This window comes from Streptomyces sp. NPDC085900, from assembly GCF_044540925.1.
Classification (GTDB): domain Bacteria; phylum Actinomycetota; class Actinomycetes; order Streptomycetales; family Streptomycetaceae; genus Streptomyces; species Streptomyces gilvifuscus.
Window position 1 is genome coordinate 892,430 of record NZ_JBITSP010000001.1, and the last position, 15,562, is coordinate 907,991.

Annotated in this window: 14 protein-coding genes; 7 read left to right on the forward strand and 7 right to left on the reverse strand. The window is 72.0% G+C overall.

What is annotated here, in order from left to right; all coding sequences use genetic code 11:
- Nucleotides 1–106: 106 nt before the first annotated feature.
- The 3 genes from ACIGDI_RS04000 to ACIGDI_RS04010 all read right to left on the reverse strand — a co-directional run bounded on the left by ACIGDI_RS04000 (nucleotide 107) and on the right by ACIGDI_RS04010 (nucleotide 2,904).
- A complete protein-coding gene (locus ACIGDI_RS04000; protein WP_399890086.1) occupies nucleotides 107–1,717 on the reverse strand; it encodes an MFS transporter in 1,611 nt (536 codons plus the stop codon).
- Between the two features lie 196 nt (nucleotides 1,718–1,913).
- The gene (locus tag ACIGDI_RS04005; RefSeq protein WP_399890089.1) at nucleotides 1,914–2,291 is read right to left on the reverse strand and encodes a MazG-like family protein; all 378 of its coding nucleotides are present in this window, start codon (nucleotides 2,289–2,291) and stop codon (nucleotides 1,914–1,916) included.
- A gap of 46 nt (nucleotides 2,292–2,337) precedes the next feature.
- Nucleotides 2,338–2,904 carry a DoxX family protein gene (locus ACIGDI_RS04010; protein ID WP_399890092.1) on the reverse strand — a complete coding sequence of 189 codons (567 nt, stop codon included), beginning with the start codon at nucleotides 2,902–2,904 and terminating at the stop codon, nucleotides 2,338–2,340.
- Between the two features lie 150 nt (nucleotides 2,905–3,054).
- Between ACIGDI_RS04010 and ACIGDI_RS04015 the strand changes: the two genes are divergently transcribed.
- Together ACIGDI_RS04015 and ACIGDI_RS04020 are read left to right on the forward strand one after the other, a co-directional pair.
- Nucleotides 3,055–3,381 (forward strand): nuclear transport factor 2 family protein, encoded by a 327-nt coding sequence (locus ACIGDI_RS04015; RefSeq protein WP_399890095.1) that lies wholly within the window; start codon nucleotides 3,055–3,057, stop codon nucleotides 3,379–3,381.
- A gap of 58 nt (nucleotides 3,382–3,439) precedes the next feature.
- Complete coding sequence (locus ACIGDI_RS04020; RefSeq protein ID WP_399890097.1) at nucleotides 3,440–4,420, forward strand: aldo/keto reductase; 981 nt, start codon at nucleotides 3,440–3,442, stop codon at nucleotides 4,418–4,420.
- A gap of 28 nt (nucleotides 4,421–4,448) precedes the next feature.
- On the opposite strand, the gene ACIGDI_RS04025 is transcribed toward ACIGDI_RS04020, so the two are convergent.
- Both ACIGDI_RS04025 and ACIGDI_RS04030 read right to left on the reverse strand, forming a co-directional pair.
- The gene (locus ACIGDI_RS04025) at nucleotides 4,449–5,165 is read right to left on the reverse strand and encodes an ABC transporter ATP-binding protein (RefSeq protein ID WP_399890100.1); all 717 of its coding nucleotides are present in this window, start codon (nucleotides 5,163–5,165) and stop codon (nucleotides 4,449–4,451) included.
- Between the two features lie 86 nt (nucleotides 5,166–5,251).
- Nucleotides 5,252–6,721 carry an ABC transporter permease gene (locus ACIGDI_RS04030; RefSeq protein ID WP_399890103.1) on the reverse strand — a complete coding sequence of 490 codons (1,470 nt, stop codon included), beginning with the start codon at nucleotides 6,719–6,721 and terminating at the stop codon, nucleotides 5,252–5,254.
- 233 nt (nucleotides 6,722–6,954) lie between these two features.
- Here ACIGDI_RS04030 and ACIGDI_RS04035 point away from each other — a divergent pair, with 233 nt between their 5' ends.
- Nucleotides 6,955–8,091 (forward strand): D-alanyl-D-alanine carboxypeptidase family protein, encoded by a 1,137-nt coding sequence (locus tag ACIGDI_RS04035; RefSeq protein WP_399890106.1) that lies wholly within the window; start codon nucleotides 6,955–6,957, stop codon nucleotides 8,089–8,091.
- A 281-nt stretch (nucleotides 8,092–8,372) separates the two neighbouring features.
- Here ACIGDI_RS04035 and ACIGDI_RS04040 read toward each other — a convergent pair whose 3' ends face one another.
- The gene (locus ACIGDI_RS04040) at nucleotides 8,373–9,131 is read right to left on the reverse strand and encodes an SDR family oxidoreductase (RefSeq protein ID WP_399890108.1); all 759 of its coding nucleotides are present in this window, start codon (nucleotides 9,129–9,131) and stop codon (nucleotides 8,373–8,375) included.
- Nucleotides 9,132–9,262: 131 nt separating this feature from the next.
- Between ACIGDI_RS04040 and ACIGDI_RS04045 the strand changes: the two genes are divergently transcribed.
- Nucleotides 9,263–10,906 (forward strand): alkaline phosphatase D family protein, encoded by a 1,644-nt coding sequence (locus ACIGDI_RS04045; protein WP_399890111.1) that lies wholly within the window; start codon nucleotides 9,263–9,265, stop codon nucleotides 10,904–10,906.
- On the opposite strand, the gene ACIGDI_RS04050 is transcribed toward ACIGDI_RS04045, so the two are convergent.
- On the reverse strand, nucleotides 10,893–11,942 hold the full coding sequence (locus ACIGDI_RS04050; protein ID WP_399890114.1) for a Gfo/Idh/MocA family protein: 1,050 nt from the start codon (nucleotides 11,940–11,942) through the stop codon (nucleotides 10,893–10,895). The genes ACIGDI_RS04045 and ACIGDI_RS04050 overlap by 14 nt on opposite strands.
- 82 nt (nucleotides 11,943–12,024) lie before the next feature.
- Here ACIGDI_RS04050 and ACIGDI_RS04055 point away from each other — a divergent pair, with 82 nt between their 5' ends.
- The 3 genes from ACIGDI_RS04055 to ACIGDI_RS04065 all read left to right on the forward strand — a co-directional run bounded on the left by ACIGDI_RS04055 (nucleotide 12,025) and on the right by ACIGDI_RS04065 (nucleotide 15,556).
- The gene (locus ACIGDI_RS04055) at nucleotides 12,025–13,323 is read left to right on the forward strand and encodes a multidrug effflux MFS transporter (RefSeq protein ID WP_399890117.1); all 1,299 of its coding nucleotides are present in this window, start codon (nucleotides 12,025–12,027) and stop codon (nucleotides 13,321–13,323) included.
- Complete coding sequence (locus ACIGDI_RS04060) at nucleotides 13,275–14,474, forward strand: serine hydrolase domain-containing protein (protein WP_399890120.1); 1,200 nt, start codon at nucleotides 13,275–13,277, stop codon at nucleotides 14,472–14,474. Before ACIGDI_RS04055 ends, ACIGDI_RS04060 begins: the two co-directional genes overlap by 49 nt.
- An 86-nt stretch (nucleotides 14,475–14,560) precedes the next feature.
- Entirely contained in the window at nucleotides 14,561–15,556 is a 996-nt protein-coding gene (locus ACIGDI_RS04065; protein ID WP_399890122.1) for a small ribosomal subunit Rsm22 family protein, read from the forward strand.
- Nucleotides 15,557–15,562 lie beyond the last annotated feature (6 nt).

Below are 15,562 nucleotides of genomic sequence, written 5' to 3' on the forward strand. Positions count from 1 at the left end.
GGTCCCCGCCGGCTTTCGCCGAGGGAGACCGATCTCGGGCACCACGGGTTTCCCCTGTGCGTCACCTGTGACGCAGCGGTGACAGAACGGCCGGTCGGAGCGCCGGTCAGACCGCCTGCGCCGCCGCTTCCTCCTCCTTGTCGATGCCCACCGTCGCGTCCGCGTCGCCCTTGCCGCGCAGGGCGACCACGCTGAGCAGGCAGCAGGCCAGGGCGGCGATGCCGCAGACGACGTACCCGATCGCGTAGCCGTTGCCGAGGGCCTCCAGGGCGATCGGCACGCCGCCGCCCGGCGGGGACGACGGCGGGACCGAGTTGGAGGCCAGCGGGCCGCCCTCCGCCGCGACCTGCGCCGCCGCGGCCTTGGCCTGGGCGGACAGGTCGGAGGCGGCGAGCTTCCGGGTGAACTCGTCGGCGGCGCGGCTGAGCGCGATCGCGCCGATGACCGCCGGGCCGAGCGTGAAGCCGAAGTCGCGCAGCAGGCTGGTGGAGGCGCTGGCCATGCCCGCGTAGCGGACCTCGACCGTGTTGACGGCGGTCGCCGTGATCGAGGAGACGGTCAGCGCGAAGCCGATGCCGACCAGGCCGATGGGCAGGATCAGCGAGGTCAGGGCGCGGTCGTGGACCGAGAGGGTGGCGGCCACGAAGTCGCCCGCCGCCATCAGGCCGAGACCGGAGCCGAGCACCCAGCGCGCGCTGACCCGCTCCAGCAGCCGGGAGATCAGCGGCATGAGCAGCAGCGTCCAGGCGTTGAGCAGAATGAACGCGAACGAGCCACGCAGCGGGCTCTGGTGCTGGATCGGACCCAGCCGGATGCTGGTGGCGTAGGCGGTGCCGAGGTAGCTGAACATGCCGACCACCGCGACGAACGACGCCACCGCGAACGCCCTGTTGCGGAACAGGTCGAGGCGCAACAGCGGTGCCTCCGCGCGCAGTTCGGCCAGGACGAACAGGCCGACGAACACCACGGCGACGACGTAGGCGATCACCACCGGTGTCGCGGTCCAGCCGTCCGCCGGGCCCTGGATCACCGCGTAGAGCAGGGCGAACATGCCGACGCCGATGGTGATCTGGCCGGCGAGGTCGAGCGAACGGCCCTCCGGAGCGCTGGAGTTGCGGGCGAAGAGCTGGCTGAGCACCGTGCTGACCAGGGCCAGGCCCGTGACGACGATGAACGCCCAGCGCCAGGAACCGTAGTTGCCGGTGATGCCGCCCAGCACGGGGGCGACGAAACCGCCGCTGGACAGGGCGGCGGCCCAGATCGTGATGGTGCGGGCCCGGTCCCGGGCCGAGTGCGTGCCGGCGGCGATCATCGCGAGCGAGGTCGGGAACAGGGCCGCCGCGCCGAGGCCGGCGATGGCCTGTCCCACCCAGAGGACATGGATGCCGGTGCTGGCGGCGGCCAGCGCCTCGCCGAGCACGAGCAGCCCGCCGCCGCCGACCAGCAGCCGCTTGCGGCCGAACAGGTCGCCGAGGACGCCGAACGTCAGCTCCAGTACGGACACCGGCAGCAGGAACGCGTCCGAGATCCAGGTCAGCTGCGAGCCGACTGGGTGCAGGTCCTCCTGGAAGAGGCCGTTGAGGGTGGCCGGCATGGCGAGGGCGATCTGCGCCAGGCAGACCGCGAAGCAGCCGGCCACCAGCGTGCCGACGGGCAGTCCGCCGGACGCCGGTTTCGTGGCGGTGCTGCCGGGTTGGGTGCGGGTTTCGGTGGACACGTGGGGCTCCCCTTCGAGCGGAGGACGGGGACGGGCGGCGCCGGGAAACGCTGCGAATGTAAGGCAGTTTTTCGACACCGGTCAATGAGTTGCCCAATATCCGCGCACACGGGTGCCCGTGGAGGGAGCTCAGCGCGCTGTGTGTCCGGAGAGAAGTGCCCCGCCCCGGGAGGGGGCTGCCCTGTTTGCCGTCCCGTCACTTCCGCCGGGCGGGCGGCGCGGACGGGCCGAGGGAGCGTGCCGTGACCCGCTCCAGGTGCCGGGTGAAGACCTCACGGGTGTCCGGGGTGAGCGTGCGCAGGGCCACCAGTGCCGTGATCACCACGTCGCACAGCTCGCCCTGGACGTCCTCCCAGGTGTGGGTCACCCCCTTGCGGGGGTTCTGGCCGGTCACGCCGATCACCGCCTGGGCGACCTCGCCGACCTCCTCGGAGAGCTTGAGGATGCGCAGGAGGAGCCCCTCCCCGCCGCCGTGCGGGCGGTCGCCGTCCAGCCAGGTCCACAGGGCGTCGACGGAGGACCAGACGTCGGGGGAGGAGGGACAGGAGGGTGAGGGGGCCTGCTGATCGGTCATGGGGCCCAGCCTGCCACCCGCCCGCCACCCGTCGGCCGAAGGAGGGTCACTCCCCGGACAGTGACTCCTGGGATTCGAACCCCGCCGCCGCCTGCTCCTGCTCCGGCTTCCTCAGCCTCCGGTTCCGCGCGCCCACGATGACCGCCGTGACCGCCGCCGTCGCGCCGAGCGCCGCCGGCACCATCCAGCCGCGGTCCAGGGCGTGGCCGAGTACGTGGTCGAGGGAGAGCCGGCCGGGTCCGGTGACCGCGAGGCCGGTGGCGGCCAGGCCCAGGGTGGCCGCGTACTCGTAGCCGCCCTCCTGGTTGAAGAAGCCGTTCGGGGCGTGCACGGCGGCCGCTCCCGCCATCGCGCCGGCCGCCGCCGCACCGGCCGCGGGCGTCGCCAGGCCCAGTGCGAGCAGCGTGCCGCCGCCCGCCTCCGCCAGGCCCGCCGCCGTGGCGCTCGCCCTGCCCGGCGCGTAGCCGACGGACTCCATGAACTGGCCCGTCCCCTCGATGCCGTGGCCGCCGAACCAGCCCAGCAGCTTCTGCGCGCCGTGCGCCGCCAGCACACCCCCGGCCCCCAGCCGGAGCAGCAGCAGGCCCACATCACGTCGGTCGAAAGCAGTCACGATGACTCCCGGGAAGAACAGGAACGGACAATGGCGGTAGACAGGGGACAGTCCCCTCCGTATCCACCGTCGCACCGCCGGCGCCCGGCGGACTTCCGCGCGCCGCCGTTCGGGTGGCGGCGGCAGGGGAGCGGTGTGAGTCTGGCTGGCATGACGATTCAACCGGCCAAACTCAGCGACCCGGTCGTGCGCGCTTTCGTCACCGCCGTCAACGCCCACGACCGCGAGGCGTTCATGGCCCTGCTCACCGACGACGCGACCATGTCGGACGACGGCTCCGACCGCGACCTCGGCGACTGGATCGACCGGGAGATCTTCTCCTCCCACGGTCACCTGGACGTCGACAACGAGTCCCGGGACGGCCGGGCGCTCGTCGCCCACTACCGCAACGACACCTGGGGCGAGATGCGCACCCGCTGGAGTTTCGACGTCACCGACGACGGCAGGATCGCCCGGTTCGAGACCGGGCAGGTGTGACGCGTTTCGGTGAAAGGGCTTGCCCTGGCGTGCACTCCAACTCCTAGCGTCTGTGCCCATGGAGACCAAGAGGACTTTGGGACGCAGCGGGACAGAGGTCAGCGCCCTCGGCTTCGGCTGCTGGGCGATCGGCGGTGAGTGGTCCGACCTGGAAGGCCGGCCCCTCGGCTGGGGAAAGGTCGACGACGAGGAGTCCGTACGGGCGATCCACCGCGCCCTCGACCTCGGGGTGACCTTCTTCGACACGGCCGACGTGTACGGCACCGGACACAGTGAGCGCGTGCTGGGCCGTGCGCTCGGCAAGCGGCGCGGGGACGTGGTCCTCGCCACCAAGTGGGGCAACCTCTTCGACGAGACCACCCGCACCCTGAAGGGCGCGGACGTCTCGCCGGAGTACGTCCGTGAGGCGCTCACCGCCTCGCTCGCCCGCCTCGGCACCGACTACGTGGACCTGTACCAGCTCCACATCTCCGACGCCCACCCCGAACAGGGCGCCCGACTCCGCGACGCCTGCGAGGAGTTGGTGAAGGAGGGGCTGATCCGCGCCTACGCCTGGAGCACCGACGACCCCGCCCGCGCCGCCGTCTTCGCCGAAGGCGCCCACTGCGCCGCCGTCCAGCACGCGCTGAACGTGTTCCAGGACGCTCCCGAGATGCTCGCCCTGTGCGAAGAGACGGGACTGGCGAGCATCAACCGCAGCCCCCTCGCTATGGGGTTGCTGGCCGGCCGGCGCCAGGGCGAGCTGGAGGCGGGCGACATCCGCAGCAGGCCCCCGGCCTGGCTGCCGGGCTTCGAGGAGGGCTCGGGAGCGGCGTCCGACTGGCTCTCCCGCGTCGACGCGATCAGGGAGATCCTCACCACCGACGGCCGTACGCTCGCGCAGGGCGCCCTCGCCTGGATCTGGGCCCGCAGCCCCCGCACGGTCCCCATCCCCGGCTTCCGTTCGGTCGCCCAGGCCGAGCAGAACGCCGGCGCCCTCGCCAAGGGGCCGCTCACCGCGGGCCAGTTGACCGAGATCGACCGGATCCTGGGCAGGTGAGCGGCCCCGACGGGCCCGCTGGACAGGGTCAGTGGGCGACCTGACCGTCGTACGCCCCCACGCCGTACGGCTGTTGCTCGGTCAGCGTCAGCAGCCCCGCCTTGATGGTGGCCAGGCGCGGGGCGCGGCGGGCGATGGAGGAGTCGTGGGTGACCATGACGAACGTCAGCCCGTGCTCGCGCCACAGCCCCTCCAGCAGGGCCATGATGTCGTCGCGGGTGCCCTCGTCGAGGTTGCCGGTGGGCTCGTCGGCCAGCAGCACCTTCGGCTTCTTCACCAGTGCGCGGGCGATGGCGACGCGCTGCTGCTGGCCGCCTGACATCTCGGACGGGGCATGGCCGAGGCGCTCGCCGAGACCGACCGACCGCAGCGCCTCGGCGGCGCGCTCCCGGCGCTCGGCGGGCTTCACGCCCAGCGGCACCAGGGCCGTCTCGACGTTCTCCTGCGCGGTCAGCGTCGGGATGAGGTTGAACGACTGGAAGATGATGCCGATGTTCTCGGCGCGCACCCGGGTCAGCTTGGTCTCGCTGATGCGGGCCAGGTCGACGCCGTCCAGCTCGACACTGCCCTCCGTCGGCCGGTCCAGGCCGCCGATCATCTGCAGCAGCGTGGACTTGCCGCCGCCGGTGGGGCCCTGGATGACGAGCTGGTCGCCGTCGGCGATGGTGAGGTCGACGCCGCGCAGCGCCTCCACCGTCTCCTTGCCCCGCGTGTAGCGCTTGGTGACGCCGGTGAGTCTGTACATGGAGTTCTCCACAGGAAGGTATGGGGTGGGGCGCCGCCTCCCGGGGGGATGTACGGAGGCGGCGCCCCGGTTCGGGGGCGGGGGTGTTACGAGACGCTGCGCAGGGCGTCCGCCGGGCGCATGCGGGAGGCGCGCCAGCCGCCCATCGCGCCGGCGATCAGGCCGCCGGTGACCGCCAGACCGACCGCGAGGGCGATGGTGGTCAGGGAGACCGGGGCGGACAGGGCGATCTCCATGGTGCTGGAGGCCGACTGCTGACCGGGGCCGCCACCGGGGCCGCCGCCTGGCCCGCCCATGCCGCCACCGCCGCTGCTGCCGAGCTGCGCGGTCAGCTTCGGGCTGATCGCGGTGACCGCGTAGGCGGCGGCGAGGCCGAGCGCGATGCCGAGAGCGCCGCCGATCAGGCCGTTGACCATGGACTCGCCGACGACCTGCCGGGTCACCTTGCGGCTCGGCCAGCCCAGCGCCTTCAGGGTGCCGAACTCACGCACCCGGCGGGAGACGGCGGACGAGGTCAGCAGGGCCGCCACCAGGAACGCCGCGGCCAGCACCGCGATGGACAGCCACTTGCCGACGCTGGTGGCCAGGTCGGAGGCGGTGGACAGGGAGCCGGAGACGGTGGAGGCGAGGTCGGCGGAGGTGGTGACCGTCGTACCGGAGATGTTGGACTGGATCGCCTTCTTCACGGCCGAGATCTGCTGGGAGTCGGTCGCCTTGACGTAGATCGTGGTGACCTTGTTCTTCGCGTCGCCCAGCGTCTGCGCCTGCTTGAGCGGGACGAACACGTCGGTGGTCGACTCGCTGCTGTCGGGCGTCGCGATGCCGATGACCGTGAACTTGGTGCCGGAGATCTTGAAGGTCGAACCGACCTTGTACTTCTTGGTCTTGGCGAAGGACTTGCTGACGACGGCGACCTTCGCGTTCGTCTGCGTCGAGGTGAAGGTCTTGCCCGAGGTGATCTTGGAGGTGGCCAGCGGGCCCAGATCCTGGTTCGTGACGTCGATGCCGGCCACGGAGTAGGAGTTGACGCTGAAGTTCGCGCCGCCGCCCTGGACCTGCGGCTGACCGCCGCCGGTGGTGCCGCCGCCCGGGCCGCCCTGCTGCTGGGCGCCCGAGGAGGACGACGTGGAGGACTTGGCCTTGCCCTGGGTGAAGGAGCCGTCGACCTTGGTGACGTTCAGCGTGAGGGCACCGACCGCGCTCGCCACGCCCTTCTGGGCGCCCACCTCGGTGACCAGCGAGGACGACAGAGCCTGACCGCCCTGAGTCGTCACCCGGTCCGAACTCTGCTTGTTGCTGCTGCTCGACTTCGCGTCGAACTTGAAGTTCGGGCCCTGCGAGCTGCCCGCCTTGGGGGCCGACTGCGCCTTGGTCACGGTCATGTCCGTGCCGAGGCCGTAGAGCGACTTGAGGACCTTGTCCTGTGCCTGCGTCATACCGGCCGACACCGAGTTGACGGTGATGACCAGCGCGATACCGAGCGCCAGACCCAGTGCGATGACCAGGGCCGCCTTCTTTCTGCGGCCCAGTTCGCGCTTGAGATAGATGCCAAACATCCCGTTCCTCGAAGGTTCTTGGCGCCCGCTGTGGGCGCTGCCACAAGCTAGGGAGAAACCTTTGAGTCGGACTGAGTAAAGGATGTGTCACAGCTGAGAAAGCGGGGTAGGACTTCAAATTTTCGTAAGACAGGCAATTCCTGGGCAGGGGAGGGGCTACTGCCAGGAAAGCCCAGTTGAGTGGGCCGGGGGGCTCGGGATCGTCCCTCAGGAAGATGCAGTACGGTCCCGGGATGCATGGTTCCTCTCCGCTCTCCCGGCGTGCCGTTCTGGGCTTGGCCGCCGCTGCGTCGCCGCTTGTCGCGGCGGCCCCCGCGCACGCCGCGACCGTCGTCGGCGGGGCGCGTCTCGCCCGTCCCGGAGTCCAGGGCACGGGACTGCCGAAGAAGCTCACCGCCGCCGCCTGGCTCGTGGCCGACGGCGACACCGGAGAGGTCCTCGCCACCTGCAACGCGCACGAGCGGCTCGCCCCCGCCTCCACGCTGAAGATGCTCTTCGCCGACACGGTCCTGAAGAAGTTCGACCGGAGCGAGCGCTACAAGGTGACCGACGCGGACCTCGCCGACGTCCCGTCCGGATCCAGCCTGGTCGGCATCAAGCCCGGGATCACCTACACCGTCGAGCAGTTGTGGCAGGGCGTCTTCCTGCGCTCCGGCAACGACGCCGTGCACGTGCTCTCCCACATGAACGGCGGTATCGCGAAGACGGTCGCCGAGATGCAGGCCAGGGCGGAGGACCTGCAGGCCCTCGACACCCATGTCGTCAGCCCGGACGGCTTCGACCACAAGGGCCAGCTCTCCTCCGCCTACGACCTCACCCTCTTCGCCCGGCACGGCCTGAAGAACGCCGACTTCCGCGGCTACTGCCACACCAGGACCGCGAACTTCCCGGCCGGCGGCAAAAAGACCTTCCAGATCCAGAACACCGACCGCCTGCTCACCGGCGCGTGGGGCGTGAAGACGTACGACGGGCTGATCGGCGTCAAGAACGGCTACACCAGCCACGCCGGCAACACCTTCACCGGCGCCGCGACCCGCGACGGACGGACCCTGCTGGTGACGGTGATGCACCCCACCAGCGGCTACAACGCCGTCTACGAGGAGACGGCCGCCCTGCTCGACTGGGGCTTCGACAAGGGGAGTTCGGCGGTGGCGGTGGGCAGCCTGGTCGAGCCGCTGAGCGAGGGCGGGGCGCGGGCGACGCCGAGCCGGAAGGCCGTGCGGGCGGCGGCCGGCGCGCCCGGCGCGGGCTCCGCTTCCCCCTCGGGCTGGCGGCTGCTGGAGGGTGCGGGCGGCACGGTCGCGCTGCTGGCGAGCGGGGTGTGGGCGCTGCGCAGGCGGCGCAAGGACGAGGGCGAGCACGCCGGTTGAGATGCGTACGGCAGCCGTTCCGCGCACCGGTGCGTATCCCGCGTCAGAACGCGGGATCCACCCCCACCCGATGCGGCGGAACGACTGCCGCCTCCCCCCTCGGTTTGGCCTTGCGAGACGTGCGAGCAGCCTGGGCCTACGGAACCTCACTGCTCCAAGTGTGAAGCTCTTGTGTAGGAGATTTGAGCATAGATCCACGACCGGCCGCAATGGTCCGGACGCTTCAATTCCGTTTGTGCAAGTTGACGAGTTGACGGTTTTTCGGTGACCCGGGAACGCGCTCAGCCGCGCCCGATGTACGGCATCGTGGTCGCCAGCACCGTCGCGAACTGCACGTTCGCCTCCAGCGGCAGCTCCGCCATGTGCCGCACGGTGCGCGCCACATCGGCGACGTCCATCACCGGCTCGGGCACCACGGAACCGTTCGCCTGCAGCACCCCCGCCTGCATCCGCTGCGTCATGTCGGTGGCCGCGTTGCCGATGTCGATCTGCCCGACGGCGATCCGGTACGGCCGCCCGTCCAGGGACAGCGACTTGGTGAGGCCGGTCAGCGCGTGCTTGGTCGCCGTGTAGGCGACCGACAGCGGCCGGGGCGTGTGCGCGGAGATGGACCCGTTGTTGATGATCCGCCCGCCCTGCGGCCGCTGCTCCTTCATCTGCCGGAACGCCGCCTGCGCGCACAGGAACGCCCCGTTGAGGTTGGTGTCCACCACATGCCGCCACGCGTCGTACGACAGCTCCTCCACCGGCACCCCGCCCGGCCCGAACGTCCCCGCGTTGTTGAACAGCAGATCCACCCGCCCGAACCGCTCCACGGCGGTAGCGAACAGCGCGGCCACATCCTCCGGCCGCGAGACGTCCGTGCGTACGGCGACACAGTCACCCCCGGGCACCAGCTCCGCCGTCCGCGCCAGCGTCTCCGGCCGCCGCCCCGCCAGCGCCACGGACCAGCCCGCCCGGAGCAGCTCCACCGCGACCGCGCGTCCGATCCCCGACCCGGCGCCGGTCACCACCGCGGTCCTCGTTTCCCTGTCGGTCATGCCCGGCAGCGTAGGTGAGGGTCCGGCATACGGGACCGGTGCGTCCGCCATCCGGGTGTTGTGCACCCGACAAGGTGTGTCGGCCACGGCCTCCCGAGGGACCGCTCCCTCAACTGTGACGGGAGGACTGGATGACCATCACCACACGCCGTTCGCGGTGGGACACACCGGAGTTCCGCGCCGCCGCCAGGCAGCTCGGCCGCCGCCGCTTTCTGACCCTGACCGCGGCCGCCGCCGCGCTCGCCTTCACCGTCGACCTGCCCGCCACCGGCACCGCGGCCGCCGCCACCCTGGACGCGGCCCGCATCGACAGCGACCCCTTCACCCTGGGCGTCGCCTCCGGCGACCCGCTGCCCACCTCGGTGGTGCTGTGGACCCGGCTCGCGCCCGCCCCCTACCAGGCCGACGGCGGACTGCCCGCCCAACCCGTCGACGTGGACTGGGAGATGTCCCAGGACGAGACCTTCGCCCTGACCGCGGCCAAGGGCACCGCCATCGCGCACCCCGAGTTCAACCACACCGTCCATGTCGAGGTCGACGGCCTCGACCCCGACCGCGTCTACTACTACCGCTTCCGCACCGGCACCTGGCTCAGCGAGACCGGCCGCACCCGCACCGCCCCGTCGCCCGCCACCGCCGCCTCCTCGCTCTCCTTCGCCGCCGTCTCCTGCCAGCAGTACCAGGACGGCTACTTCACCGCCCACAAGCACCTCGCCCAGGACGACGTCGACCTGGTCTTCCACCTCGGCGACTACATGTACGAGTACCCCGTCGACGCCGCCGGCGGCGCCCGCAAGTACACCGACCGCGTGCTGCCCGACCTCTACAACCACGAGACCGTGACGCTGGAGGACTACCGGCTGCGCTACGCCCTCTACCGCTCCGACGCCGACCTGCGCGCCGCGCACGCCGCGCACCCCTTCGTCGTCACCTGGGACGACCACGAGACCGACAACAACTACGCGGGCGCCATCGCCGAGGACGGCACCCCGCAGGCGGAGTTCCTGCTGCGCCGCGCCGCCGCCTACCGCGCGTACTGGGAGAACCAGCCGCTGCGTGCCCCGCAGCTGCCGGTCGGCCCCGACGCCCAGCTCTACCGGCGCCTGCAGTGGGGCGGGCTCGCCCAGTTCGATGTCCTGGACACCCGCCAGTACCGCTCCGACCAGGCCTACGGCGACGGCAAGCACGTCCCCGGCCCCGAGTCGGAGGACCCCGCGCGCACCATGACCGGCACCGCCCAGGAGCAGTGGCTGATCAGTGGCTGGCAGGCCTCGACCGCGGTGTGGAACGTCGTCCCGCAGCAGGTCTGCTTCTCCCAGCGCAAGCTGGACCTCAACGCCGTCGCCAAGGTCTCGATGGACGCCTGGGACGGCTACCCGGCGTCCCGCCGCCGCATCCTCGACGGCGCCAAGGCGGCCGGCGTCGCCAACCTGATGGTGCTCAGCGGCGACGTGCACGTCGCGTACGCCTTCGACATCAAGGACGACTTCGACGACCCGTCCTCGCGCACGCTCGGCACGGAGATCGTGGCCACCTCGATCGCCAGCGGCCAGGACGGCACGGAGAAGCCGTCGAACTGGTCGACGTACATGACCGCGAACCCGCACCTGAAGTTCTACGACGGTCGGCGCGGCTACGTGAAGGTCACGCTCGACCAGACGCAGGCGCGCGCCGACTTCAAGACCGTGCCGTACGTGACCACGTCCGGCGCGCCGATCTCCACGGCCGCCTCCTTCGTGACGGAGGCGGGCAGCCCGGGGCTCAAGCCGGCGTGACGGCCCGCACCGGGCTGAGGGGGCCGGCTTCCGGTGCCGGGTCCTCGCCGGGGTAGCGGACGCCGATCCGCTCCCGGATCGCGTCCAGGGTCCGCATCACCGCGAGTGTGCCGTCGAGCGGGACGAGCGGGGACTCGGTCTCGCCGGCGCGCAGGGCCCGCATGACCTCGGCGGCCTCGTGCCGGAGGCTGTTGCGCGGGCCGTCCGCCGGGTCGGCGGCGAACTCCTCGGGGTCGCGGCCGTCCCGGTGCAGCACGAAGCGGTCCGGGAAGAAGAACCCGTGCGGGATGTCGATGCGGCCCTGCGAGCCGGTGATCGACGCCGAGGTCGCCGTACCGCCGACGATGGAGCAGTGCACCGAAGCGAGAGCGCCGCTCTCCCAGGAGAGCAGTGCTCCGGTCTGGAGATCGACGCCCTCTTCGGAGAGCACCGCTCTCGCCGTGACATCCGACGGCTCCCCGAGCAGCAGGTGCGCGAACGACACCGGATACACCCCGAGATCCAGCAGCGAGCCGCCGCCCTGCGACGGGTCGCGCAGCCGGTGGGTGGGAGGGAACGGCCCGGCCAGCCCGAAGTCCGCCTGCACATGGCGCACCTCGCCGACCGCCCCGTCGTCGACCATCGCCTTCAGTCGCCGCACCAGCGGATTGCAGTACATCCACATCGCTTCCATCAGGAAGCTCCCGCGCCCCCGCGCCAGCGCGACCAGTTCCTCCGCCTCGCGCGCGTTCAGGGTGAACGCCTTCTCGCACAGCACGTTCCGCCCGGCCTCCAGGCACAGGCCGGCGGCCACCCGGTGCGCCGAGTGCGGGGTGGCGACGTACACGACATCGATGTCCGCGTCCTCGGCGAGCGCGCCCCACTCGCCGTAGGCCCGCTCGATCCCGAACCGTTCCGCGAACGCGTCCGCCGAAGCCTGCGACCGCGAGGCCACCGCGACGACCTCCGCATCCGGCAGGTCCACCAGGTCCGCCGTGAACGCGGCGGCGATCCCGCCGGTCGCCAGAATCCCCCACCGCACGCTTTCCGCCGTCATCTCCACCCTCGCTCATGTGACGCCCGGCACTGTGTTCGAGCTGAGAGCATAGGTGCCGCAGCACTCGGAAAGGGAGGGGCACATGCCCGAGCAGGGCGTACCGACATCCCCCATACAGCAGGCGGCCGGACCGGAGACGGAACCGGCCGCCGGTGCCGCGGTGCGCCGCACCGGTCTGCTCGTCATCCTCGTCCTGGGCGGCCTCACCGCCACGCCCCCGCTGGCGATGGACATGTACCTCCCCTCCCTGCCCGAGGTCACCCGCTCCCTGCACGCCCCCGCCGCCACCGTCCAGCTCACCCTCACCGCCTGTCTGCTCGGCATGGCGGTCGGGCAGCTGGTGGTCGGCCCGATGAGCGACAAGTGGGGGCGCAGGCGGCCGCTGCTGTCCGGCCTGGCCGTGTACGTCGTCGCCACCGCCCTGTGCGCCCTCGCGCCGACCGTCGAGGCCCTGGTCGCCTTCCGGCTGGCGCAGGGCCTTGCCGGCGCGGCCGGGATCGTCATCGCCCGGGCCGTCGTACGCGACCTGTACGACGGGGTGGCGATGGCCCGCTTCTTCTCCACCCTGATGCTGGTCTCCGGGGTCGCGCCGATCGTGGCCCCGCTGATCGGCGGGCAGATCCTGCGGGTGACGGACTGGCGGGGCGTGTTCGTCGTCCTCACCGCCGTCGGGCTGCTGCTCGGCGGGCTCGTGTGGACGAAGCTGCCCGAGACGCTGCCGGCCGGGGAGCGGCACGGCGGGGGAGTGGGCGAGGCGCTGCACTCCATGCGACGGCTGCTGGCCGACCTGCCGTTCAGCGGGTTCATGCTGGCCGGGAGCTTCGCCTTCGCGGCGCTCTTCGCCTACATCGCCGCCTCCCCGTTCGTGATCCAGGAGATCTACGGCGCCTCCCCGCAGACCTTCAGCCTGCTGTTCGGCCTGAACTCCGTCGGGCTGGTCGCGGTCGGCCAGATCAACGGCAAGGTGCTGGTCGGACGGGTGAGCCTGGAGAAGGTGCTCGGAATCGGCCTCGCGGTCGTCATCGCGGCCGCCACCGCCCTGCTCCTGATGTCCACGGGCGTCCTCGGCGAGACGGGGCTGGTGCCGGTCGCCGCCGCGCTGTTCGTCCTCATGTCGGCCATGGGCGTCACCCTCCCCAACGCCCAGGCCCTCGCCCTGATGCGCACCAGGCACGCCGCCGGGTCCGCGTCCGCGCTGCTCGGCACGTCCTCCTTCCTCATCGGCGCCGTCGCCTCCCCGCTGGTCGGCATCGCCGGCGAGCACACCGCCGTCCCGATGGCCGTCGTCCAACTGGCGGCCGCACTGGTGGCGCTGGCCTGCTTCATGGCACTGTGCCGTCCCTGGAACAGACGTGTGGCGGCGGAGGGAGCGGACAGCTGAGCGCGCCGAGACTGCGGGCCGACACCCCGGAACGGGCCGGACTCGACCCCGGGGAACTGCGACTCCTCGCCCGGGAGGTCCACGACCTCACCACCGGAGAACGCCCCTGGGCCGCCGGGACCGTGGTGGTCGCCGGACGCGGACCGGTGATCGCCGTCGAGCAGGCGGCGGGCTTCGCCGTTCGCTACTCCGCCTACGACCCCGACACCGACGCCGGCATCGAGCTGCCCGCGCGGGACCGGGTGCCGATGACCGTCGGCACCCCCTTCGACGTGGCCTCCCTCACCAAGCTGTTCACGTCCGTCGCCGCCGTGCAGCAGATCGAGCGCGGCACCCTCGGCATCGACGCGCGGATCGGCGCCTACCTGCCGGAGTTCCGGGCGGCGGCCCGGCACGGGATCACCGTGCGGGAACTGCTCACGCACACCTCGGGACTGCGGCCCGAACTCCCCCTGTACGACTGCGCCGACGACGCCGAACGGATGGCGATGCTGCGCGCGGAGGCACCCGTCGGGGTGCCCGGCACCTACACCTACTCCGACCTCAACATGCTGCTCCTGCAGCACCTCCTGGAGCGCATCACCGGCCGGACCCTGGACGTCCTGATCCACGAGGGCATCACCCGCCCCCTCGGCATGACCGCCACCGACTTCGGGCCCTGCCCCGGCGCGGCGGCGACCGAGGACCAGCGGCGGCCGTGGGCCAAGGCGGACCGGGGGATGCTGCGGGGCGTCGTCCACGACGAGAACGCGTGGGCGCTCGGCGGCGTCGCCGGACACGCAGGCCTGTTCTCGACCGGACGGGACCTGGCGGTCTTCTGCCGGACCCTGCTGGCCGGGGGGTCGTACGGGCCCGCCCGCATCCTCGGCCCGGACTTCGTGGAACTGCTGCTGAGCCCTCCCGGCCTGGGGTTCGCCGTGGACCAGCCCTGGTTCATGGGGGAGTTGGCGGGGCGGGGGGCGGCGGGGCACACCGGGTTCACGGGGACGTCGCTGGTGCTGGACCCGGCCACGGACACGTTCGTGGTGCTGCTGGGGAACACGGTGCATCCGAGGCGGCGGCGGTCGGACAGCGGGCCGCGGGCGGCCGCGGGGACACGGGTGGCGCGGGCCGTCCTCGGGGCTCCGCCCGCAGACCCCCGTCGGCCCTGAACGGGCCTCGTCCTCAAGACGCCGGACGGGCCGTACATGCCCGACCGGCGCCTTGAGGGACCGCGCGGTCCCTTTAGAATCGCCCGGTGAACGCCCCCGTATCCCCGGCCGAGACCCTGCGCGGCACCCTCGCCGCCCTCCTCGACGGTCTGCCGCCCAAGCAGGCCGCTCAGGCTGTCGAGCGGCTGATCGCCAACTACCGGGGCGCCACTCCCACCGACGCCCCCATCCTGCGCGACCGAGCGGATGTCGCCGCCTACGCCGCCTATCGGATGCCGGCCACCTTCGAGGCCGTGCGGTCGGCGCTCGCCGCGTTCGCCGAGGCCGTGCCCGACTGGGTGCCCGGCAGTCATGTGGACGTCGGCGGCGGGACCGGCGCGGCCACCTGGGCCGTCACCGACGTCTGGCCCGGCGAGCGCGGCGTCACCGTCCTGGACTGGGCCGAACCCGCCCTCGCCCTCGGCAAGGAGCTCGCCGCGGCCAACCCCGATCTGCGGGACGCCAGTTGGCGGCGCTCTCGGATCGGAGCGGCGCTCACCGTCGAGAGCACTGATCTCGTCACGGTCTCCTACGTCCTCAACGAGCTGACCGAGGCCGACCGCGCCGCCCTCGTCGAGGCCGCCGCCTCCGCCGCCCAGGCCGTCGTGATCGTCGAGGCCGGCACACCCGCCGGCTACGCCCGCGTCATCGAGGCCCGCGACCGCCTGATCGGCGCCGGGTTCCAGGTCGCCGCCCCCTGCCCGCACAGCGCCGCCTGCCCGATCGTCCCCGGCCAGGACTGGTGCCACTTCTCGGCCCGGGTCAGCCGCTCCTCGCTGCACCGCCGGGTCAAGGGCGGATCGCTGCCCTACGAGGACGAGAAGTTCAGCTACGTCGCCGCCACCCGCTTCCCCGTCACCCCCGCCCCCTCCCGGGTCGTGCGCCGCCCGCAGATCCGCAAGGGCCAGGTCCTGCTCGACCTCTGCGAGAGCGAGGAACAGCTGCGCCGCACGACCGTCACCAAGCGGCACGGCGAGCTGTACAAGGCCGCGCGGGACGCCGACTGGGGCGACTCCTGGCCGCCGCGCGCGGCACAGCCGTAGCCGCCG